Source organism: Methylomonas sp. LWB, assembly GCF_001856095.1.
Lineage (GTDB): Bacteria > Pseudomonadota > Gammaproteobacteria > Methylococcales > Methylomonadaceae > Methylomonas > Methylomonas koyamae_A.
The window spans coordinates 16,696-39,921 of record NZ_MKMC01000005.1 but is presented as its reverse complement, the minus strand read 5'-3'; the positions used below and the strand labels follow the sequence as shown (position 1 = coordinate 39,921).

The following is a 23,226-nucleotide window of genomic DNA, read 5'->3' as shown; positions in this document are numbered from 1 at the left end:
TTCCGGCGCCTGGTGAACAGATAACCGTCCGCACGCCCGCGTTTCAAGCTGCTTCGTATTTTGCCAAGACGCGCCAATGTGGCGGTCATCTTTAATTCGGGTTTTTTAGCTGTTTTCGCGCTAATTTTCGATCATTCTTAAATTATTTACTTATATATCATGGGGACGGATATACAGTTTCCGCGAACGCGCGGCGAGTTCATCGACGCCAGCGGCGTTTTAGATCGGCTCGCCGTCGCGGGTTCCGGTTCGCGCCAAGCCCTATTGACCGACTTCATTCGCGATTTGTTGGTTGAGTTTCTGGAGTTGGACAGCCCCAACGAGGTGGCCGACGATCAGAATTTCGCAGCCTTGGGCGCGGATTCGATGCAGGCGGTCGACTTCAAGGTAGAGCTTGAAAAGCGCTTGCAGTGCGCTTTGAGGTCGACGGTGCTGTTCGATTATCCGAGTCTGGATTTGCTCACTCGGTATTTGCTGGATGAGGTCTTAGTCTTCGGCGACGTTGCTTCGGTTGACGACCCTTTGGAGTCAATGCCGATACCCGTGACCCGACAATTTGCTGAGCTCGAACCGTTTGCAATCGCCGTGATAGGCATGGCCGGCATATTTCCGGAAGCCGAGAATGCCGCCGCGTTGTGGCGGAAAGTCATTTCAGGTTCGCCGTTGCAAGTCACCAGCCATCCGGGAAAGTCGGAATTGACCTATGGTCGGGTCGATCCGGGCAGATTGCAGGCCCTGGAATGCCTGAAGATGTCGCGGGCCGACTTCGCGGCTTTACCGCGTCAGGAGCAGTTACTTTATCAGTGCATCGAAGACGCGTTGCACGACTATCGGCTTGATCTGTCCGCGCTGATAAAAAGTACGACTGCTGTTTACATCGGCAGCCGGGATACGGTGCCGACACCGGACGTGGCCTACCAAATTCCGCTCGCCAACAAGGTTTCGTTTCAATTGAACCTGAAAGGTCCCAGTGAAACGATCAACACGTTTTGCACCAGCGTGTATGTTGCCTTACATCGGGCCATACAAAGCCTGCGGGCCGGCGAATGTCAACAAGCGCTGGTCGGCGGCGTCAACGTGATCGGTGCCGACGAATTTACCGAAGCTTCCCGTCAGGGTCTGTACCGGGACATCTTGAGTCCGGACAATCAAACCAAAAGCTTTGGCGATGCCGCCAACGGCTATCTGCGCAGCGAAGGGGCCGGGGTGTTGATCGTAAAACCGTTGGCTGAGGCGGTGCGGGACGGCAACACGATTCTGGGCTTGGTCAGGGGCTCGGCGGTTTATCACGGCGGCCGAGGTTATTCGTTCGAGGCACCGAATTCGCAGGGTCTTAAGGAAGCGATACGCTTGTGCTTAACGCGTGCCGATCTGGACTCGGATTCTATCGACTATGTCGAAGCGCACGGCATCGGCAACGTGATGGCCGATGCGCTGGAGCTAGGCGCTATCGATCAAACTTACCGGCAGGCCGGCGCCGATTCCGCCAAACGCTGGCATATCAGCAGCGTGAAGCCCAGTATCGGCCATCCGGAAGCCGCTTCGGGTATCGCGTCGATCATCAAGGTGTTGAAAGCCTTCGAGCACGGAGTGCTGCCTGGCGTGGCCGGCCTGGACGCGATCAATAGCGACTTTCCCGCTGGGCACGCCTTGACGCTGCAACACGAAAATCGTCCTTGGCCGGGAGCCGACCGGCCGAAACGCGCGGCCCTGAATAGTTACGCCATCGGTGGGGTAAACGCTCACATTGTTCTCGAGGAATACCGGCCCGATGCCGAGTTGCAAGCTCGGGCCGCCGGTCATTCAGCGCCGGTGACGGTAAAACCGCTGGATGGCTTGAGTCCGGATACGCCGACTTTGGCGGTCGTAGCCAAGCTGGTGAAAGACATTTTTAAGCTGGACTTGGCCACGCTCGATTTATCGCTGTCCCTGATCGATTACGGCTTCGATTCCATCGACGTGGTGCAGTTCGTCGGCCGCTTGAACGAATCTCTGGATTTGGACATCAAATTCAGCCAGGTGTTGCGGATAGACGATTTCGCCGGTTTCTTCGATTTGTTGGCTCGCCGACAGCAGCAAAAGCGCAAGGTGGCGCATGACACCGGCTCCGCGCGCTCGCTGAGTTTGGCGTCGGAGATTCGCGGTCCGTTGTCCGAAGTGCAAAAAGGTCTGTGGTATGTCAACGAACTCGCCCCGGAGTCGATCGCGTTTAACGTGCCGTTGACCTTCAAGGTCTCTGGCGGCGTCGAGGTCGAAAAACTACAGCAAGCGCTCGCCGCGATGTTGGCGGAGTATCCGCTGCTTAGGGCGGCGATTATTCAGCGGAGCGACACCGGCGATAGCGAGCAAGTGATTCGGCCGCTGGATGACGGTCCTCTCTGCCATGAAATTCGCCTCGAGTCCGGGGCAATGCTGGATGATTGTTTGTGGGCGCTGTTGAGGCAGCCGTTCGATCTAGCCACGGAGGCATTGGTCAGGCTGTATGCCATCGACGCGCCGGATGCCGGCGCTTACGTGTTTTTCGTGATCCATCACATCGTCTTCGATGGTACCTCGGGCGCGTTGTTTATTGCGTCGTTTTGGCGGAAATATCATGCCTTGCTGGCTGGCGAAACCTTGGTTTGCCAAGCGCCGGATTTGGCTTTTCTGGACTACGTCGAATGGGAGCGCCGCTATCTGGCCGGTAGCGCCGGAGGCGAGGATAGATGTTGGTGGCGCGCATTATTGGCCGATCAAGCGGGCGCCTTGAATCTGCCCTACGATCGTATGCCGCAAGCCAGTTTGTCGGCCGACGGCATCGGCTGTCGTAAATATACGCTGGACGACGCGACGCTGGCGGCTCTCAAACAATTGGCGACGCGCTGCAAAACCAGTTTGGCGGTGCTGTTTCTGGCGACATTCCAGATTTTTTTGCACAAGCTCACTCAGGAGTCGGCGCTGGCGGTCACCACGCCGGTGCGAGGACGGCCCAAGCAAGCGCACGAGCAGAGTATCGGTTGTTATATCAATGTGATGGTGGTGCCTTGCACGATGCAAACCGAGTTGGCCTTCGTGCAATGGGTCCAACAAGCCCGCCAACAATTTTTCGATTGCCTGGACCATGCGCACTATCCGTTTCCCCGGTTGTTGGCGGATTTGGGATTGAATCTGGCCAACCCGCAAGAAAATCCGTTTCCGGTGTCCTACACCTACCAAAATTTCTTCGACGAGTTGTTGAACAACGCTGATGCGCTGCAAGGCGTGGAGACTTTGTACGAGGTGTTTCAACAAACCGAGGACCATTACACGCTGGAAATTTACGATTTCCGGCAGAGCCTGCAGATCAATATCAAGTACAAACGCAGTTTGTTCGACGACGCCACAATCACGCGGCATTTGGCTTGCTTCAAGCAGTTGTTGACCAGCGTAATCACCGACCCCGAGCAGGCTATCGGCGGCATCGAGATCGTTCCGCCGGCGGAACGGCAACGTTTGTTGAGCGATTTCAACGCGACTCGGACCGCGCCAATCGGCGATTTTTGCATCCACGACCTATTCGTCCGCCAAGCGCTGAAAAGCCCCGATCAGTTGGCGGTGATCGGAGAGGATCGGTCACTCAGCTACCGGGAGTTGCACGAGCAAAGCGACCGGCTGGCGAGCTATCTGCAAGAACGCGGCGTGGCGCCGGATACTATCGTGGCGGTGTGTCTGCGCCGCTCGCCGCTGATGCTGGTCGGCTTGCTGGGCATACTCAAGGCCGGCGGCGCCTATCTGCCGCTGGACGCCAATACGCCCGTCGAACGTAGCAAAGCCTTGCTACTGGACAGCGGCGCCCAACTGCTGCTGACCGAAGCCGGCTTGGCCGACGGCTTGGCTGAAATTCGCGCCGGTTTGGCGATTCAGACCCTGGCGCTGGATAGCGACTGGCCGCTGATCGCCCAGAGCGCCGCGCAACCGCGTCCCAGCGCGCGTCCCGAACATCTGGCCTACGTCATCTATACCTCCGGCTCCACCGGTCAGCCCAAAGGGGTGATGGTCGAACATCGCAACGTCGTCAATCACAATCTGGCCGTGATCGACGCCTACAGTCTCAGCGACCGCGACCGGGTGTTGCAGTTTTCGACCATCAGCTTCGACATCTTCGTCGAAGAAGTCTTCCCGACCCTGCTCAGCGGCGGCGCGGTGGTGATGATGGACGGCGAGCGCTTCACCGACGTCGCTTACTTGAAAAGCCTGCTGCAACGCCATCGGGTCAGTTTGATCAACTTGCCTACCGCCTACTGGCATACGCTGGTGGACCAAGACTTCAGCGACACCGCGTTGAGCCGGGTCGTGATCGGCGGTGAAAAAGCCGAGGCGCAAAAATATCGGGCCTGGCGGCAACGCAACCCGAACGTCGCGGTGATCAACACCTACGGGCCGACCGAAACCACCGTCATTTCCTTGCTGTATCCGATAGACCCGGCCCAGAATCCCGACCAAGCGATACCGCTAGGCAAACCGCTGGCCAATACCCAAGTCTACGTGCTGGATAGCGAACTCAACCCGGTGCCGATCGGCGTGCCCGGCGAACTGCACATCGCCGGCGCCGGCGTCGCCCGCGGCTATCTCAACCAGCCCGAACTGACCGCCGAGAAATTTATCGCCAACCCTTTCGGTGCCGGCAAGCTGTATAAAACCGGCGATCTGGTGCGCTGGCTGGACGACGGCACCCTGGCCTTTCTCGGCCGCCGCGACCATCAGGTCAAGATTCGCGGGTTTCGGGTGGAAATCGGCGAAATCGAAAATGCCTTGCTAAGCCACCCGAGTGTCCGCAACGCGGTCGTTCTTGCCCAAGAACATGCTGGCGGCAAACAGTTGGTTGCGTTCTACCAACTTGTTCAAGCACTTGACGTAGTCGAGCTCAGCCGATTTTTACGCGAGCGCTTGCCCGATTACATGGTGCCGGCCGCCTGGGTCGAGTTGGAGGAAATGCCGTTAACCAGCAACGGCAAGATCAATCGCAAGGCTCTGGAGGATAGGCCGGTCGATCTGTCCGCTCGGACCCATTACGTCGCGCCCGGCAACGCCGTCGAAGCGACCTTGTCCGAGATATGGCGGGATGTGTTGGATCTGGACCAAGTCGGCGTGCAAGACAACTTTTTCGCGCTAGGAGGGCATTCCCTACTGGCGATCCAAATTGTGCTCCGCATCAAGGCCGCGCTAGGCGTGGAACTACCGCTCAGCCGCTTTTTCGAGGCGGCGGATATTCAGCAACTGGCCCTCGCCGTCGCCGGCGGCGCGCAAGTCCAACAGGAAGATTCGCTGGCCAATTATTTGGAGCACATGGAGGTGTTCATTGTTTAAGCGAGCTCGATTAGTGCGGAATGCGTTCGTCCGGATTCAGCGCTTAAGATTTTTGCCATTACCACAGCCAATAGCATGTTGAGTGAATTGATAGCAAAGGGCGCGCGGTTCAGTGCCACATCCGCCGGGGATTTGCAGGTACAGGCAGGCCATGGCCTGCTGACCGAGGCGGTTAAATCCGCGCTGACCGCCGATAAACCCAATGTTCTAGCTTACTTGGCCGGCGACAAAATCGCCTGCCAGTCCTTTTCCCAGGAGCGCTTGTGGTTTCTGGATAGACTGGGGTTTGGCGGCCAGTACCACGTGCCGGGCGTGGGGAAAATCGACGGTCCTTTGGATGTCGACGCGCTGGCGAAGGCGCTGAACTGCATTTATGCCCGCCATGACGCGTTGCGCACCAATTTCACGGCGCTGGACAATATTCCGTTACAAAGAATCCGCCCGGTATCGGAAGTCCTAATTGAGCAGCACGATCTGAGCGGGCTCGGCGAAGAAGCGCGCCAGCACGAACAAAAGCAAAGGTTGAAAAGCTTTATCGAGCAGGCGTTCAACTTGGAACATTCGCCGTTATTCAGGGCGATGCTGTTGCGTCTGGGTAGCGAAAGCCACATTCTGGCGCTGTGTCTGCACCACATCGTCACCGACGGTTGGTCGATGCGGGTTTTGCTGAACGATCTCGCGGCCGCCTACACGGCATTTATCGAAGGCCGGCAGCCGGTATTGCCGGCTTTGGCGGTGGACTACGCGCTGTTCGCCGGCTGGGAACGCGAAACTCAAACGGACGCCAGATTGGCCCGCGAACTGTCTTATTGGCAACGCCAGTTGTCCGGCTATCAAAATCTTGAGATGCCGTTGGATTTCGCGCGTCCGGCCGCCGCCAGCGGAAAGGGTGCTTACCTTTCATTCGAGCTCAGCACGGCCCAGGGGCTAGCGATCAAACAAGCCGCCCGGGCGAGAAAAACCACGCCGTTTACCGTGTTCATGACTGCGGTGTATCTGTTGTTAAGAAAATACAGCGGCCAGGACGATATTTGCTTAGGTATGCCGGTGGCTAACCGCAATCAGCGCGAAATCGAAGACATCGTCGGTTTTTTCGTGAACACCGTGGTGATGCGCATTCACCCCGAGACGCCGTCCGGCTTGACGGTCGATGCGTTGCTGGCGCACGTGCATGGCGTGATCGTCGACGGTCAGGACAATCAGCACGTGCCAATCGAGAAAATTTTCGACGCGATACAGCCCGAGCGGGATTTGAGTCGAAGTCCGTTGTTTCAGGTCTTGATCAATTACACGCCGTTACGGCTTGGCGCGGTGCCTTTCGGGAATTGTCGCTTGCAGCCGGTATTCGACTTCGAAATCAACGAAGCGAAATTCGAATTGACCTTCACTTATAACGAGTATGAAGACGATCATGCCGCGATCGGTATCGAGTATGCCTCGGATCTGTATTTGCCCGAGACGGTGCAAAGGTTGGCTGCGCATCTGTCTCGAGTCATGCATTTTTTGGTCGAGTCGCCGAACGGCACACTGGCGGAGTTGGAACTGCTGGACGCGGACGAACGGCGCAAGATACTGGAGGAATGGAGCCGGACGGCCGGCAAGCCGGTTCCGGACGCCTGCATCCACGACCTATTTGTCCGTCAAGCCCTGAAAAGCCCGGACCAGGTGGCGGTGATCGGCGAGGAGCGGTTGCTCAGCTATCGAGAGTTGCACGAGCAAAGCGACCGGCTGGCGAGCTATCTGCAGCAATGCGGCGTGCTCCCGGATACCATCGTGGCGGTGTGTCTGCGCCGCTCGCCGCTGATGCTGGTCGGCTTGTTGGGCATCCTCAAGGCCGGCGGCGCCTATTTGCCGCTGGACGCCAATACCCCCGTCGAACGCAGCAAAGCCTTGCTGCTGGACAGCGGCGCCCAACTGCTGCTGACCGAAGCCAGCCTGGCCGAAGGCTTCGCTGAAATTCGCGCCGGTTTGGCGATTCAGACCCTGGCGCTGGATAGCGACTGGCCGGCGATCGCCCAAAGCGCCGCGCAACCGCGCCCCAGCGCGCGTCCCGAACATCTGGCCTACGTGATTTATACCTCCGGCTCCACCGGCCAGCCCAAGGGCGTGATGGTCGAACACCGCAACGTGGTCAACCACAACCTGGCGGTCATCGACGCCTATGTGCTCAACGACCGCGACCGCGTGCTGCAGTTTTCGACGATCAGCTTCGACATCTTCGTTGAAGAAGTCTTCCCGACCCTGCTCAGCGGCGGCGCGGTGGTGATGATGGACGGCGAGCGCTTCACCGACGTGGCGTATCTGAAAAGCCTGCTGGAACGCCACCGGGTCAGTCTGATCAACCTGCCCACCGCCTACTGGCATACGCTGGTGGACCAAGACTTTAGCCACACCGCGTTGAGCCGGGTCGTGATCGGCGGCGAAAAGGCCGAGGCGCAAAAATACCGGGCCTGGCGGCAACGCAACCCGAACATCGCGGTGATCAACACCTACGGTCCGACCGAAACCACGGTGATCTCGCTGCTGCATCCGATAGCCCCGGCCCAGAATCCCGACCAAGCGATCCCGCTAGGCAAACCGCTGGCCAATACCCAAGTCTACGTGCTGGACAGCGAACTCAACCCGGTGCCGATCGGCGTGCCCGGCGAACTGCACATCGCCGGCGCCGGCGTCGCCCGCGGCTATCTCAACCAGCCCGAACTGACCGCCGAGAAATTTATCGCCAACCCGTTCGGTGCCGGCAAGCTGTATAAAACCGGCGATCTGGTGCGCTGGCTGGACGACGGCACCCTGGCCTTCATCGGCCGCCGCGACCATCAGGTCAAGATTCGCGGCTTTCGGGTGGAGTTGGGCGAAATCGAGACCGCGCTGGCCAGGCATCCGGCGGTCAAGTTGGCGGCGGTGGTGGTCGGCGAACACTCGAATAACAAGCAATTGCTGGCTTTTTATACCCACGACGGCAAGCCGCCCGAGCAGGAGGTGCTGAAAGCGTTTTTGCGTGAAAGCTTGCCGGAATACATGGTGCCACTCGCGCTGTTTGCCGTCGAGGTTTTGCCGATGACGCCCGGCGGGAAAATCGACCGGAACGCCTTGGCGCGGCAAGCGAGCGGCGTACAGATCGGCAATGCCGATTTTAGTCCGCCGAGCGGCCAACTGGAGCAACAACTAGCCGACATTTGGCGGGCGCTGTTGAACATCGAGCGGGTTGGCGTGCACGACAATTTCTTTCAATTGGGCGGCCACTCCTTGCTCACCGTGCAACTGATTAGCCGTATCAACGCCATTCTCCCCGACAGCTCGTTGAATCTCGCCGATATTTTCAAATACCCGACGATAAAAGCGTTGACCGACTACTTAGAAAGCTCGATGGATAAACCAACGAATTCAGTATATTTGCTTAATCTGCGCTCGGGGATTCCGACGTTTATCGTGCCGGGCATGCCCGGCTTGAGCGACGGCTATTTTGAGTTGGCGGAATGCCTGAAGCGGGAAGGGCCGGTTTACGGCTTGCAAATGAAAGGCTATGCCGGCGATCAGCCGGCGGCCACGGTCGAGGAAATGGCGGCACACAATATCGAGCAGATCGGGCGCGTCTGGCCGCAAGGGCGAATCAATTTATACGCGCACAGTTACGGTGGCACCGTCGTCTACGAAATGCTGCGCCAGTTGCAAGATTCGGCCTACGAAATCGGCGAAGTGGTGTTGATCGATAGCGGTTTGTTGTTGAGGCAAAGCCGCGTGGACAAAGCCTCGGTCAAGGCCTTTTGCAACTTCATGCTGACTAGCGCCGGCATTTCGCCCGAGCCTTATCGCGCCGCCATCGCCGACGTTTTAAAAACCAAGCCCTACTCGGGATGGAAAGACTGCTTTGCGTTGCTGTTGGCGGATATCGTTCCTAATCTGGATGCCGGGGATTTTCGGAAAATCTGGCAGGTGACCGAGGCGTCGATTACCGCTAATTACCGTTACACCGCCAAGTTGCCGTATTCGGTGACGCTGGTGATTGCCGACGGCAGTAAAGGTTGGTTGGCGGCCAACGAGTGGGACGATTATTACCAAACCGTCAACGTCATCAAGGCCAAGGGCGAGCACTTCACGGTGGTCAAGCAGCCATTTTGCGCGGCTTGGTTGCGCGAACTGAGTCCGGAGCCGGCGGCTTCGCCGTCAACGCTAGCCGCGCCGCCGCTTGCCGAGTCTGGCGCGACCGCTAGCCTGCTGAGCGTTAGGGGGCTGGAGAAGCATTACGGAAAAGTCACGGCGGTCGCCGGCGTCAGCTTTGAATTGCAAGCCGGGACGTGTTTCGGCTTGCTGGGTCCGAACGGCGCCGGCAAGACCTCCACGCTGGAAATGATGGAGGGCATACTCAAGCCCAGCAAAGGCAAGATCTTGTTTCGCGGCGAGCCTATCGACCGGCGTTATAGCCAACATATCGGCATTCAGTTTCAGCATACGGCCTTGCCGGACACCCTGACGGTCAAGGAATCCCTGCAACTGTTTCAAAAGCTGTATCCGCGCGGTTTGCCGCTGGAAGAGATTATCGAAGCCTGTGCCTTGCAAGACTATATCAATCGCGATTCCCGCAAATTGTCCGGCGGTCAGCGGCAACGCTTGTTGCTGGGCATCGCCTTGATCAACGATCCCGACATTTTATTTCTGGACGAACCGACCACCGGTCTGGACCCGCAATCGCGCCACAACTTCTGGAGCTTGATTCGGGAGATTAAAACGCGCGGCAAGACCATTGTGCTGACCACGCATTACATGGAGGAAGCCGAGCAGCTTTGCGACGAAATCGCCATCATGGATCAAGGCAGGATTATCGTCCAGGATACGCCACAGAATCTATTGCAGGAGCATTTTGACGGCGTGCTGATCCGTTTGCCTAGGGTCAGCGGTCTGGCGGAGATGCCGGGTTTGCCGTTCGCGGTAACCGCCGGCGACGAAACGGTGGAGTTCGTCACCGCCAATGTGGAAGCGGCGATCGCCCAATTGACGCGCTTGCATGTCTCGCTGGAAGGCTTGACGGTCGCCACGCCGAATCTGGAAAACCTGTTTCTTAAATTAACCGGCCACTCATTGAGAAGTTGAGATGAAGCATTTTTTGGCATTGCTAAAAGCCCGCAATATCGAATTGATCCGCGACAAAGCCACCTGGATCTGGAATTTCGTGTTTCCGGTGATTTTGATCGTCGGCATAGCGGCGATATTCGACGATCAGGACGGCGCGCTGTTTAAAGTGGGCGTGACCGGCGAGGCTAATTCGCAGATTACCGCGTTTAAGACCACCCAATATCTGCAATTCATCGACTACCCGGAACTGGATAAGGCGTTAGCCAAACTGCAGCATCATCAACTGGATATGGTGGTGCAAGGGGGGGCGGAAAACGGCTATTGGATAAACGACAGTTCCGGGCAGGGCTATCTGCTGGAAAAAGTCCTGCTGGCTGGCGATCGAGCCGCCACCTGGAAAAAGCAAGTGGTTTCCGGGCGGCGGGTGCGCTACCTCGATTGGGTTTTGCCCGGCATTTTAGCCATCAACATCATGCACGGCAGTTTGTTCGGCGTCGGCTTTACCATCGTCAGGTATCGCAAAAGCGGCGTGCTTAAACGCTTGAAAGCCTCGCCGGTCAACGCTTTTGAGTTCCTGTCGGCACAAGTCGTCAGCCGGCTGGGGCTGTTGATGCTGGCGGTCGTGCTGCAATTTGTCGCGATGAACGTCTTGTTCGACTTTTTAGTGCAGGGGGCTTATGCCTTGTTGGCGCTGATAGCGGTACTCGGTTCGGTAACTTTGATCAGTCTCGGCTTATTGATGGCGAGCCGGACCGGTAGCGAGGAGTTGGCGTTGGGCATCCTGAATTTGCTGACCTTGCCGATGATACTGCTGTCCGGGGTCTGGTTTTCGCTGGAAGGCGCACCCGCGCTGTTGCAGAACCTGACGCTGATTTTCCCGCTAACCCACGTGCTGCAAGCCGCGCGCGCGGTGATGATCGACGGCGCCGGATTGGCCGAGATAGCGCCGGCATTGATTACCCTGTCGATGATGACGCTGTTGTTTTTAACGACCGCCGCGCTGCGGTTTAAATGGGTGGAAGATTGAGGGTCGGTCAATCCATGGAGGTCCGTGCGACTCACCGGGAGCTGGCGCATTCCGCCCGTTGATTCGACGCGGCTTAGGTTTCGAGATACGTGGAGTTGTCACAAATACCGGCAAATCGTTTGAATAGGTGATTTCACGCAGTTGCTGAGGCAAATCACGTGGTTTGGGTTTGTTTGGCCGTCGGTAAAAATGTTAGTCGTTGTAAAACAATGGCTTTTTTGTTGGCCTGGTCTTTGCTGTTAGATCAGCAACTCGGGAAATGACGATAGGTTTATGTCGGCGGGTTTGCGTTTCGCGGCGCTCTCTCTAAGCCAGTATCGTTGGGTTTCGAGCCTTGGCGGCTGCCGAATGACGGCATCTTGCGCCGTTCGGAAAAGCCGCCGGAAATCTAGGAAAACCTCGCTCAAGGATTCGGGCGATGCCGCACGGAAGCGGCAATTTCGCCACATCCGCCGCGAGGCGGAGCCGGAAAGCCACGGGTCTTGGAATAAGACGGCCGGGTTGCCTTCGAACTTTGGGCTCTGCAATGGGATGTGACGCGCTTCCATCCGTATCGGGACCTGGATTTTGCCCATTAAATCAATCTTAGATCGTTTTGTAAGGAAAACAATGAACCTATTAAACAAACACAGTTTGAAAGCGGCCTATGCCGGCGTTCTGGCAATCAGCGTATTCGGCGGCGGTCTGTTAACGGCAGGCGATGCCAACGCGGCCCTCGTTAGCGGCGTCGCGAATATGACCATCGACAATTCCGCATTTACCTCGGCCGTTGGCGGTTCCGAAGGTTGGTATATCGCCAATTTTTGGGACGAGACTTATAACGCAACGCCGATCGATCTGGACACGACCGGCGGTGTTGCTCTCAGTCAGACCGAGACCTTCAGCGTTTCGTTGCCGGTGAACGCCAATGGCACCACCATCAGCTACGGCGCGAGAAAGCAGGAGGCCACGACGATGGATGCCAGCAACACAGCGGCAGGCCAAATCGGCTTGAGCGGTGCATTTCGGATGGAACCCGCCGGTGGCGGCTCCTACCTGAACCCCGGTGATTTTTACCTGAAAAAAGCCAGTGGGACGTGGAATATCTTTACCTACAGCGCCGGTTTTAGTAGCCCCGCGCAAGATCCAGCCTTGTTCCGCTTGGTGAATGCCACCGAGTCGGTCAACGGTAATGGCGAATTATCGCTAAGCGGCGATTTGTATCTTTCCACTTTGGGTTACTCCTGGAATTTGCTGTTTAACGGCAGCACATCGGTCAAAGTGGGTACCTTCAATCTGGCGCCCGCCGCAGTGCCGCTGCCGGCCGGCGTGTGGTTGTTCGGGAGCGGATTGGTCGGCCTGTTAGGCGCCTCCAGAGGTAAATCGGGCTTATCCGCCTAAGCCTTACCAGACCGCTCACCCTTCCGTCGCAAAAGGCTGCGGGGCGCTTTGCTTTCCGTTAACGGTCGGGGGGTAGAGCCCGAACTTGGCCGGTAAGCGACTTATTAGAAACCCAATTTTTTTCAAGGAATACGCATGAAATTTCTATACCTGATCGTGCTGTCGTTAACCCTTGCCGCGACATCCGCGCACGGCGCTACCGTATCCGGCGGTTCGCTGATTATCAATATCGATCGAGACGCTTTCGAGAACGGTATCGATCTAGATAGGACCGCTGCGCCATCCATATACGTCGAGGAATACTACGACGCTTCGCTGGCCTCAAAAACCTTTGAAGAGTTGCGCGATTACAATACGCCCGTCGATCTGACCGATTACGCGGCGAACGAAATTCCGGCCACCGGATTGAAATTTACCGTCAATGGCGCGCATGTGGCTGACAACCCGTTAGGCCGGCACAATAGCGCCACTACCTTCACGTTCGACCCTAACGACATTACCGGCACTGCGTCGGGCTCTATCGGACTGGCCGGCGGCCTGCGTTATCGAGTGGATGTCGCGCCACCCACTAACCGGGTATTAATGGGCGACATGACGCTGACCTATAATCCCGCGGAAGCGCTAAAAACGCCGGAAAGTTCGGATTGGGTCATTTACAACACCCTCGGCTTTAAAGCGGTGGCTTTCGAGTTGTTTAACGTGGTTTCCGAGATCAACGGAAACGTGCTGTCTTTGAGCGGCGAGTTGGGTTACGGTTGGGGATTCGATCATCTTGGGGCCGGTCCGGCCCGCAATGCTAATGCGCGCATCGGTACCTTCAGCTTTCAAACCTCCGTGGTCCCGCTGCCGGCCGCCGTCTGGATGTTTATGACCGGCTTAATCGGCATGGGCGTGAGCGGTTTTCGCAACCGATCCGCTTGATCGGGATATCAGTTAACAGGAGGTTTCGATGACATGCCATCGCCTTGAAACATCAAAATACTTGACCGCGGTTTCGACGGTTTTCGCGCTGGTCGCCGGCGGATTCGTTACGCAGGCCGATGCCGCGTTGTTAAACGCGAATTCCGGAGGCACCTTCACGATGAATCTGGACCGCGATGCTTTAGCGCTCTCCAACTTCGGCTCGTTGACCCAGCCGGGATACTTTCTGGCGCAATATTTCGACACCATCGAGTCGGATTACACGACCCGCACCGATTCGTCGTTTTACTTCAATAATCCGACGCGTGTCGAAATTCCAGCCGTGAACTTGGTACACGACATCACGCCGGTCAGTGCCAGCAATCCCAGCGGTCAGCTTTCCGGCCGCAACGTCCAAGCCACGACGCCGGACTTCTCGATCGATTCGGACACCTTGGCGGGTACCGGCACGATGGGCATGACCGGCGTCGAGATGTTTCGAGGAAGCTTTTCCGGCACCTTGCTGAACGGCGATTACTCGCTGAAATACGACCCGGAGGCGCGGCAGACCATGTGGGATGCCTTTGGTGTTTCGGGCACGCCGGGCGGCTGGTATTTGCAGAATAACGTTTCGTTTAGCGCGGTGGCTTACGAATTGGCTAATTTGCGGTTGCAGTACAGCAGTGCCGGCGATTGGATGCTCAGCGGCGATTTATTACTGTCCCCCGAAAACGCGTTCTTTTTGAAAAATACCGTCTTGGCCGATTTGGGGGATTTTTGTTTAGGCGTGGGTGCCTATAGCGGTTGCGGCCAAGTGGCCACCGTTCCATTGCCTTCGGCGGTTTGGTTCTTCGCTTCGGGGATTGCCGGTATCGGTATCAACGGCTATCGCCGATTCAGGAGGGCATGATGGACGTTCGCCTAGGTCGCGCCGCTCCGTTGCCGCGAGGGATTTCCGCCCATTGCTTGGGCTTGAGCGTGTTAGCGGTCTGCGGCGCGATGCCGGAAAGCGCCGCTGCGCAATCGCTGTTTCCGTACGGACCGTATTCGAGCATTCAAATGAATGTGGACCCGGCCGGCGACAATATCGCCGGCGACGCGGCTCACGAGCCGACGATCGCTCTCGATCCGAATAACCCAGACCGGTTGGTCGCGGGCTGGAAGCAATTTGCCAGTATCGCTTCGGGCAGCCGGGAAGGCGGTTGGGCTTATAGCGACGACGGCGGTAAGCACTGGCATTTTCAAGGCGTGGTGACGCCGGGCGAACAACGGACCAACATCATGGTGGATGTCGATTCGGCGGGCAATTTCTACTACCAGAGTCTGCATTACGACAGCACCGGCAACTTCGCGGCGGACGTGCAGGTATTCAAGTCGCTGGATGGCGGCGTCAGCTGGCAAGCGCCGGTCTATGCCCACGGCGAAGGCGCGGATAAAGGCCGAATCGGCATAGACCGGAGCGGAACCGCCAGCGACGGCCATATTTATTTACACTGGCGGGAAGGTTTGGACGACAAGCGTTTTACCCGCTCGGTTAACGGCGGCCTGAGCTACGAAGCGCCGGTCAGCGTGCCGGAAAACCCGTCGTTCGGTACCATCGGCGTAGGTACCAACGGCGAAGTGTATCTGGCCGGTCGTAAGGAAAGCGGCAGCTTGGTGGGTACCAAGCTGGTCTACGACGGTTATTTGTTCGCCACCTCGTTGAACGCTCGCGATCCCAACGCAATACCAAGTTTCACGACCCAAGCCATCGATATGGGCGGTTCGCCGATCACCTTCATGATTCCCAACAATCCCAACCCGCTTGGTCCGATCGGCGATATTCAAGTCGCCGTCGATCATTCGGCAGGTGCGTTGCGCAACAACATTTATCTGCTGGCTCCGGTCGATCCGCCGGGCACGGACAATCTGGACGTCAACTTTATCCGCAGTAGCGACGGCGGGCTGACCTGGTCGGCGCCGCTGCGCATCAACACCGATACGGCGGACCGGAACGCCTTTCAGTGGTTTCCGATGCTGGGCGTCGCCGACAACGCCCGGATCGATGCGGTTTGGTACGACACCCGCGAAAAGCTCCAGGCCGGTACCTCGCAACTCTACTATTCGTACTCGTGGGACGGTGGGGTAACTTGGAGTCCGAATCGAGCGGTCACCGCGACCTTCAACACCCAAATCGGCTATCCGTTGGGCGTCGACAAAATCGGCGACTATAGCCATCTGGTTTCCGACAAATACGGCGCTCACGTGTCCTACACCGCGACCTACAACGGCGAGCAGGATGTGTACTATTTGAACGTATTTCCGGATTGCAATAACAACGGCAAATCCGACGTTTTGGACATCGAGCAACGCCAAAGTGGCGATACCAACCAAAATCATCTGCCCGACGCGTGCGAAAACATGACCGTGACCGGCGATCAAGACAGCGACCGCGATGTCGATTTACTCGACCTCAATATCGTGCTGGCCGCTCGAAACAAACCGGCGAGCGGTGCCGGCGACCCCAGGGATTTGGATCATAACGGCACTATCAATGTGCTCGACTCGCGCAAACTGGCCCTGTTGTGTACGCGACCGCAATGCGCGAAGTAAGCTCGCGGGATTCGATACACACGTCTTGGATACGATCGCTTTAACCCTTCCCCTTCACTTCCGATTGCCGTCACCGACCTGCCGCTCGGTGACGGCTTGTTCGAATCGCCGTTCCCTGCTCTCCAGAAATCGGAACTGGCATACTCTCATGTTTGTGCAAATCATCGGTTTTATCCTACTGACACGGTTACTTGTTCTGTGCCGGCGAGTAGATAAAAGACGTCACACGATGATGACCGGCCTGTTAAAACGCTCCAATCCTTCGAATCGTAACCGTTTGGCAGCGTAGCGACTTACCACCGCTGCCAAGGTCATTGATCTATTGACTCGCGGTATCTGGATGACGGCCCGACGAGTCGGCGAATTTCGGCGGAATCCTTTTCAATGATCATGATCCGGCCGATGGCTCGGCCTCTTCGCCTATCGCTAAGCCGAGAATGCACCGATCCGTGATAATCTGCTAGCCGAGGCGATGGCGCCGCGAGTTCCGCGCGTCGATTCGTCGCTTCGACTTTTATAACGTGTCCGGGGGATGACGATGAACGAAGATACCTTGAATTTGGAAGTCCGTAAGTTCCTGAAAACCGTCGGGATCGCTTCGCAGCGCGAACTGGAGCACGCGGTGTTGAAAGCGGTCGAGGCCGGCATACTCGAGGGTTCGGAGACTCTCGCGGTGGCGATGACCTTGGAGGCGCCCGCGCTGGGGATACGTCACACCATCGAGGGCAGTATCGCGCTGGAATAGTTTCCGCGCCTAACGTTGCGATTGGCGTCGGCGCGAGACGGCCGACGGTCCTTGACTTGTCCAGCGACTCTATTTTTAAGACCGGCCCGCATGGCTGGCCGTTTTGACTCAGCATGATTGATTTATGACCGAACTGATCTGGATCGCCGCCGCTTATTTGGCCGGCATGGTCGCCAGCCGCTTGTCGTTTCCACCCTTGGTCGGCTACTTGGCCGCCGGCTATGCCCTACATGGTTTGCAAATCGCGCCGTTGCCGAATCTTGGTCACGTGGCGGAAATCGGCATCGAACTGTTGCTGTTTTCGGTCGGTTTGAAGCTGAAGCCTTCGTCGCTGATCCGCCGCGAGGTGTTAAGCGTTGGCGGTTTGCACCTGTTGCTGACGGCGGTGACATCGGCGTTGGTGTTTTTCTGGCTGGAACAAAAGGTGACCGGCGGTTTGGTGTTGGGCGTCAGTTTGGCGTTTTCCAGCACCGTGTTGGCGATCAAGGTATTGGAAGACAACGGCGAATTGTCGACGCTGCACGGCCGCGACGTGTTGAGTATTCTGATTCTGCAGGACATTGTCGCGATCGTCTTGTTGGCGGTGGCGGACGGCAAACAACCCCAGCCTTGGGCTTTGGCCTTGTTGGCCTTGCCGCTGTTGCGGCCGCTGGCGCATCGGATTTTGTCGGCCAGTCGCGCCTCCGAATTGAAACTGCTGCTGGGCGTCTGCTTGGCGCTGGCCGGCGGCGTCGCGGCCGAACGGGTCGGCATTTCCGCGGACATCGGCGCGCTGCTGACCGGCGTGATGCTGGCGACCCATCCCAAGATCGACGAATTGACCGATCGGCTGTGGAGCTTGAAGGAGTTGTTTCTGGTGGCCTTCTTTCTGCAAATCGGTCTGGCCGATCTGCCGAATCGCGAACAGGTGACGCTGGCCTTAAGTTTACTCGGCTTGTTGCCGCTGCAAGGCGTGTTATTTTTCGGGTTGTTTCTGTTCGCCGGCTTGCGCGCGCGCACCGCTTTCGTGTCGTCGTTGGCCTTGATGACTTATAGCGAATTTGCATTGATCACGACCGGCGCGGTGGTCAACGCCGGTTTGCTGACCGAGGATTGGAAGGCGATTATCAGTTTGGCTGTGGCCGGTTCGTTGGCGGTGGCGGCGCCGCTGAACCGCTACTCGCACCGCTTGTTCGGCTGGGCCGAGTGCTGGCTGGTGCGTTTCGAAAAACAATCCGGGAATCCCGACCGCTTGCCGGAATCCTTCGGTGCTGCCGAATGGCTGGTGATCGGCATGGGCCGCACCGGCATCGCCGCCTATCGGGCGTTATGCGAGCGCGAACAACGGGTGGTCGGGCTGGACGCCGACCCGACCGTGCTGGAAACCCTGTTGGGTAATGGGCGGCGCGTGGTCTATGGCGATGCCGAGGACAGCGAGCTGTGGAGCGGTTTGCCGTTGGAGCGCGTCAAGGGGATTTTATTAACGGTGCCGGCGTACGAGGTGCGCTGCGCCGCGATCGAGCAATTGAGGCGGCGCGGCTATCTTGGCCAGATCGGCGCGATTTGCTATCACGCCGAGGAAGCCGATCACATGAAAGCGCTGGGTGCCGATTTTGTGATACATCCGCTGGTCGAGGCCGGCAATCAATTGGCCAAACAATTGCTCGAAGGCGGCGCGTAGGCTTAGCCGACAGCGAACCCCGGTTTAATGACGATAGAGAGATAGACAAAGATGAGAGCATTCCGGGACTGGACCGCGTTGGCGGCGTTTTGCGGCTTGATTTTCTGGTTGTCGGCGCAGGAGAGTTTGCCGGTCAAGATGCACTTCGAGTTTCAGGACAAAGTCCAGCACGCGCTAGCTTATTTCGTGATGGAGGTGTGCAGTTGGCGGGCGTTTCGGCATCGGCTGGCCGAGCGCCGCTTACTAGGCTTGGTCAGCGTCGCCTATTGCAGTTTGTACGGGATCAGCGACGAATGGCACCAGTCCTTCGTGCCGGGGCGCGAGCCGGGCGTCGGCGATTGGTTGGCCGATACTCTGGGCGCGGCGTTGGCGGCCGGAGCGCTTTACGTCGCCGGCCACAGATCGGTTCTGGCCTGGATCGCGCGCTGATCGTTTATTTCGGCAAGTCGCCGAGCCGCTTGCCGGCCCGGTAAAGGCTCCAGGCCAATATCGGCACCACCAACGCGATCGCGCCGAGCAGAAATGCTCGGCTGTTCAGCAAGTTTCTCAGGGAATTGTCGGCGCCAGTCTGGCCAGTTGCGAGCGCCTCGCCCAAGTTGGCCGGCGTCGGGACGATACCTTGCCGCAGCAATTCGCCGATCGCGGCGGTGTCGTACCGGGCTGGCGCCAGGCCGGCGTTTCCGTAAGTCAGGCGATACGCGCTATTGGGGTTGGCGATAAACAACAAGCGATAGTTTTTGCCCAGTCCGGTCAGCGCGGTGATTTGCAGTGGCGGATTGTCTTGATTGTGAATCACCAAGCGATATCGCTCGCCGCGTTGTTCCGGAAAGTCGATCCGGGTCTCGGCTTGTTGGATGTCACCGAAACGCAAGGCCCGCAGTTGCCCGCTGCTTAGGGTTTGCCAAGCCGATTCACCGCCGCCGGTTCGAGGCGTCTGCAGTTCGACATCGCGTTGAAAGCTGGGCGTGGCGACGTCCAGCCGCAGCCCGGTCAGCGGCAGTTTGCGGCTGTCGATGTCGATTAGGGTGGCGCGTCGCTCGGCGTCTTCGTGTACCTGAAAGTCCGGCAACGGATAGTCGACGACGGTTTCGGCCTCGGCGCGGCTTTCCGAGCGCAGATGCCAGAACTCGATCCGCTCGATATGTAGTGGCTCCCGATACAGGGTTTGCGTTTCGCTGCGTTCCAATTCCTCGTGGCCTTGCATACGCCGGGTCAGCGCCGTGATTTCCGCGATCCGGGTTTGGCCGGTCTTGCCGACCAGGATTTTGAAATAGCGGTCCCCGTTGGCGGGCAAGGACACATCGAGATTGGCGATCGCCAAGTGCCGGGAGTAATCGTAAACCGCCGCGTGCTCGGTCAGCGTTCGCCAGTGTTCGCCGTCGTTCGAGCCTTGCACCGTGAGTTCGTACTCGAAATCGTGTTGAGCGGTGACCAGCGTCAAGCCGTCGGCAGGTTCGGCGTTGTCGGCGAGGTGGACTTCGAAGCTCAGGCTGTCGCCAGCGGTTTGCAGCGCGGTGATCTGGCCGAGGCTGGGGCGGCGGCTACGGACCGTTTTGGTCGCGGCGGCCGGGCGCAACAGAAACGGTGTCTCGACGCCTTGGCCGTCGAGCAGACGCAGATCGCCGAAGTCGGCGGCGCTGGCGGCGTAGATTTGGCTGTCCAATTCCACGGCCAACAGCGCCTGACCGTTACCGGGCGCTTGCTGGACGGGGCGGCTGAATTCGGTCGCGCCCACCGGGGCGGACAGCGACAGCCAGCAGACTAAAAAGGCGTTACGGGGACTCATCGTTTGCTCTCGGTCTCGGCGTTAGCGGCGAAGTTTTGCCGGTAGCGCATGTAGAAAAACGCGCCGCCCAGCACCAGCATGCCCAGTACGATGAAGGCGACGATCCGGTAGATTTGTTCCAGGCGGGCCAGATCGACGAAAAACACTTTCCAGGCCACGATCGCAAACAAGACCAAACCGGCCAAGCGCAGTGCGGCGACTTCGCGGCGGATGCCATGGTAGACCGAAGTCAACGCGAACAGCGACCATAGAATCGTCACGCCGCCGGAGCGCAAGCCGGGCAAATAATGCAGCAACAGCGAATTGGTTTCCAGGCTGAGAAACGCGAACAACAATACCAGCGCCGCCGTGCCCAGCCAGCGGCGCACGTCGGCGGCGCTGCCTTCGTCGCCTTCCAGCCGGCGGAAAGCCAGGGCCAGAAACAGGATAATCGCGCCGAAGTCGAGCAGCCGCATCAGCGCCGATTCGAAGCGGTAAGTGCCGCCGTAATGCAAAGTCAGCAAACTGTCGCCGATCGCGGCGTGACCCAGCGTCAGGCCCCAGGAAGGCAAATCGAAAAACGCCAGTTTGATCGCCAGGCCGATCAGCAGCCAACGCAGGCCGGCTAACATGAGCTGGCCGGAGCCGGTCATGTAGCGATTCAGCAGTAGCGCGCCCAAGCCTAGCCAGACCAGCGTCAATGCCGGCGCTTGCAATGGCGGATACAAGTAGGCCAGGCTGCGGTAGAGTTCCAATTGCAGCGTGACGAATACCAGGGCTACAACGATCAGTGCGATGACGGCCAAGACGCCGCCGTCCTTCAGCCAGACCGGCACGTCCTGGGCCGGCGAACAAGCCAATTCGGTCGCCGGTGCCGGTTTTTCGATCAGTGTATAGGCCAGCGCCATCGACAGTATCGGGACGCCGAAGCTGACCAGGCGTTCTATCAGCCCGAACCAGAATTCGCCCGGCGCGGCGTCCCCAGTCGCCCCGTCCGCGTATTGGCCGGGCAAATCGATGAAAGCGTAGCGGGCGACGACCAGCAAATACAGCAGGTAGGCGGTTTGGCGTAAAAACGCGCTACGCACTTTGCCGGCCATCCAAATCATCACCAGTGCTTGCAACGACCAACTGACGGTGATCCATTGCTTGGACAAGATTAACGGCACCGCCACGCTCAGAAAGAACGCCGCCAAGCCGATAAACCCGACCACCAATTCTCTATCCTCGATGCGGCGGGCCAAGCAGTAATACACGTGGCCGACATAGAATGCCGACAGGGCGAGGCACGGCAATGCGGTCCAGATTTGCCCGTATTCGGCGGCGATCAACTCGTAAGCGGTGCCGAAATAGATCGCCGCGTTGACCGCCAGCGCGACCAAGTCCAGCAGCGTCGAGCGTTGCCGATTGACCAGGCAAAACAAAAACACCGTCGTCGAATACAACACGAAAAATCCGGTCAGAAACGGCAGCACTTGCCAAAAGTAGCCGGACTCGTAGCGTTGCATCGCCGCGAAAAACAGCAGATAGTTGAAGGCGAAGCCGAGAAAATTCAGTACATGCCAATGCTTGTACCAGTTCACCGCCAGAACTCCGCCGCCCAGCAACAGCATATAGCTGAACAAGCCGACGAAATTCACTTGACCGGTGGACAGCAAAATCGGCGTGCAATAGCCGCCGATGATGGCGAAGATCGCCACCAGCATCGCGTCCAACCGGATCGCCAACGCGGCGGCGCTGGCGGTAACCGTCAACATCAAGCCGAAGGCCGGATAGGCGCCGAGCAGGTGGTAAAAGGCGTAAGCGGCGAACACGCTGAAATACAGCACCGCTATGCCGCCGCCCAACAAGCCCTGGCTGAACAAATGGTACTGGCCGCCGACTAGGCGCACGCCGCCGACGATCATCGCCAGTCCGGTCAAGACGCTGAGCGCGACCCGCGCCTGTTCGCCGAGCAAGCCGTTATCGATCGAATATTTCAGAAAAAAGCCGATGCCGGTGACCAGGATCAGGACGCCGATGCGCAGCAACCAGTTGCTGGCGACCGCGTATTCGATCGAAACGCCGTGCGGACGGTGGCCCTCGCCAACCACGATCCAGTTCCAGATTTGTTGGAGTGCTTGCCTTGCCGCCAATTCGAAACGGCTCGGTTCGGCGACTTGCCAGCCGGCGGTTTGCCAAGCGTCGTTGGGAGCGGGTGTGCTCGCCGTCGGTTCGGTGTCGGCCGGTTCCGCTCGGCTGGGTTCGGGGGCCGTCGTCTCCACCGATGCGGCGCGGGGTTCGAACAAGATCTGCTCCCGCGCCGGCGTTTGCGCGTCGAAACTGGCTGGCGCGGCGGCCGGACACTCGGTGCCGACACGTTCCGTCAACGTCAGCAGCAGTTTGCGGTCCTCGCGCAAAGCGGCGTGCAGGTCGGCGAGCGAATCCTTGATTTCCCGGTTGATTTCGCGTTGCCGGTTGAGCAGTAGAACCAGCAGTACGATTACGACGATCGGCACGACGACCGCAACCACGGCGAGCAGTTCGAAAATATCGTCCAAGGTGGGACTCCCGGTCTATAGTTAAAGCGAGCGGAGGCCGTGGCCGGCAGGGCCGGTTTCGAGCCGTTTCGCAACCTTAGCATATTTATGAAAAATGACCGGGCGGCCGCTGGAGTGGTCGTTGCCACCTGATTGCGGAGACCGGCGGAAAAATGACCAGGAACGCAATTTTTCGCATGGGTCGTTCAGGTTTCCCCGCGCGGTGCCGATGACTCGTGATAA

The 23,226-nt window shown here is 58.3% G+C and carries 12 protein-coding genes and 1 riboswitch; of the genes, 10 read left to right on the top strand and 2 right to left on the bottom strand.

Features of this window, described 5'->3' with window-relative positions; genetic code table 11:
• Positions 1-159: 159 nt before the first annotated feature.
• The 10 genes from BJL95_RS02335 (at position 160) to BJL95_RS02290 (ending at position 19,128) form a co-directional block, all read left to right on the top strand.
• On the top strand, positions 160-5,325 hold the full coding sequence (locus tag BJL95_RS02335) for a non-ribosomal peptide synthetase (protein WP_071155183.1): 5,166 nt from the start codon (positions 160-162) through the stop codon (positions 5,323-5,325).
• 75 nt (positions 5,326-5,400) lie between these two features.
• Positions 5,401-10,413, top strand: coding sequence for a non-ribosomal peptide synthetase (locus BJL95_RS02330; protein ID WP_071155180.1), 5,013 nt, complete (start codon positions 5,401-5,403; stop codon positions 10,411-10,413).
• Position 10,414: 1 nt separating this feature from the next.
• Positions 10,415-11,422: an ABC transporter permease gene (locus BJL95_RS02325; protein ID WP_071155178.1), complete on the top strand. Its 1,008-nt coding sequence runs from the start codon at positions 10,415-10,417 to the stop codon at positions 11,420-11,422.
• Positions 11,423-11,854: 432 nt separating this feature from the next.
• Positions 11,855-11,931: riboswitch (cyclic di-GMP riboswitch) on the top strand.
• A 100-nt stretch (positions 11,932-12,031) separates the two neighbouring features.
• Positions 12,032-12,802, top strand: coding sequence for a hypothetical protein (locus BJL95_RS02320; protein ID WP_071155176.1), 771 nt, complete (start codon positions 12,032-12,034; stop codon positions 12,800-12,802).
• A 135-nt stretch (positions 12,803-12,937) separates the two neighbouring features.
• Positions 12,938-13,723: a VPLPA-CTERM sorting domain-containing protein gene (locus BJL95_RS02315; RefSeq protein ID WP_071155174.1), complete on the top strand. Its 786-nt coding sequence runs from the start codon at positions 12,938-12,940 to the stop codon at positions 13,721-13,723.
• 28 nt (positions 13,724-13,751) lie between these two features.
• Positions 13,752-14,612 (top strand): hypothetical protein, encoded by an 861-nt coding sequence (locus BJL95_RS02310; RefSeq protein WP_139306092.1) that lies wholly within the window; start codon positions 13,752-13,754, stop codon positions 14,610-14,612.
• Positions 14,612-16,294: a sialidase family protein gene (locus tag BJL95_RS02305; RefSeq protein ID WP_071155170.1), complete on the top strand. Its 1,683-nt coding sequence runs from the start codon at positions 14,612-14,614 to the stop codon at positions 16,292-16,294. The genes BJL95_RS02310 and BJL95_RS02305 overlap by 1 nt, the downstream gene beginning before the upstream one ends.
• A gap of 538 nt (positions 16,295-16,832) precedes the next feature.
• Entirely contained in the window at positions 16,833-17,039 is a 207-nt protein-coding gene (locus tag BJL95_RS02300) for a DUF6494 family protein (protein WP_064024387.1), read from the top strand.
• A 124-nt stretch (positions 17,040-17,163) separates the two neighbouring features.
• Entirely contained in the window at positions 17,164-18,699 is a 1,536-nt protein-coding gene (locus BJL95_RS02295) for a cation:proton antiporter family protein (protein WP_071155168.1), read from the top strand.
• Positions 18,700-18,750: 51 nt separating this feature from the next.
• Positions 18,751-19,128, top strand: coding sequence for a VanZ family protein (locus tag BJL95_RS02290; protein ID WP_071155166.1), 378 nt, complete (start codon positions 18,751-18,753; stop codon positions 19,126-19,128).
• A gap of 4 nt (positions 19,129-19,132) precedes the next feature.
• Here BJL95_RS02290 and BJL95_RS02285 read toward each other — a convergent pair whose 3' ends face one another.
• Both BJL95_RS02285 and BJL95_RS02280 read right to left on the bottom strand, forming a co-directional pair.
• Positions 19,133-20,485 (bottom strand): DUF3999 family protein, encoded by a 1,353-nt coding sequence (locus BJL95_RS02285; protein ID WP_071155164.1) that lies wholly within the window; start codon positions 20,483-20,485, stop codon positions 19,133-19,135.
• Positions 20,482-23,004 carry a DUF2339 domain-containing protein gene (locus tag BJL95_RS02280; protein WP_071155162.1) on the bottom strand — a complete coding sequence of 841 codons (2,523 nt, stop codon included), beginning with the start codon at positions 23,002-23,004 and terminating at the stop codon, positions 20,482-20,484. Before BJL95_RS02280 ends, BJL95_RS02285 begins: the two co-directional genes overlap by 4 nt.
• Positions 23,005-23,226: the final 222 nt, after the last annotated feature.

What these genes read in the sequence shown, in the direction of transcription:
- BJL95_RS02335 (WP_071155183.1), top strand. Translation starts at nt 160, where the DNA reads ATGGGGACGGATATACAGTTTCCGCGAACGCGCGGCGAGTTCATCGAC.
- BJL95_RS02330 (WP_071155180.1), top strand. Translation starts at nt 5,401, where the DNA reads ATGTTGAGTGAATTGATAGCAAAGGGCGCGCGGTTCAGTGCCACATCC.
- BJL95_RS02325 (WP_071155178.1), top strand. Translation starts at nt 10,415, where the DNA reads ATGAAGCATTTTTTGGCATTGCTAAAAGCCCGCAATATCGAATTGATC.
- BJL95_RS02320 (WP_071155176.1), top strand. Translation starts at nt 12,032, where the DNA reads ATGAACCTATTAAACAAACACAGTTTGAAAGCGGCCTATGCCGGCGTT.
- BJL95_RS02315 (WP_071155174.1), top strand. Translation starts at nt 12,938, where the DNA reads ATGAAATTTCTATACCTGATCGTGCTGTCGTTAACCCTTGCCGCGACA.
- BJL95_RS02310 (WP_139306092.1), top strand. Translation starts at nt 13,752, where the DNA reads ATGACATGCCATCGCCTTGAAACATCAAAATACTTGACCGCGGTTTCG.
- BJL95_RS02305 (WP_071155170.1), top strand. Translation starts at nt 14,612, where the DNA reads ATGGACGTTCGCCTAGGTCGCGCCGCTCCGTTGCCGCGAGGGATTTCC.
- BJL95_RS02300 (WP_064024387.1), top strand. Translation starts at nt 16,833, where the DNA reads ATGAACGAAGATACCTTGAATTTGGAAGTCCGTAAGTTCCTGAAAACC.
- BJL95_RS02295 (WP_071155168.1), top strand. Translation starts at nt 17,164, where the DNA reads ATGACCGAACTGATCTGGATCGCCGCCGCTTATTTGGCCGGCATGGTC.
- BJL95_RS02290 (WP_071155166.1), top strand. Translation starts at nt 18,751, where the DNA reads ATGAGAGCATTCCGGGACTGGACCGCGTTGGCGGCGTTTTGCGGCTTG.
- BJL95_RS02285 (WP_071155164.1), bottom strand. Translation starts at nt 20,485, where the DNA reads ATGAGTCCCCGTAACGCCTTTTTAGTCTGCTGGCTGTCGCTGTCCGCC.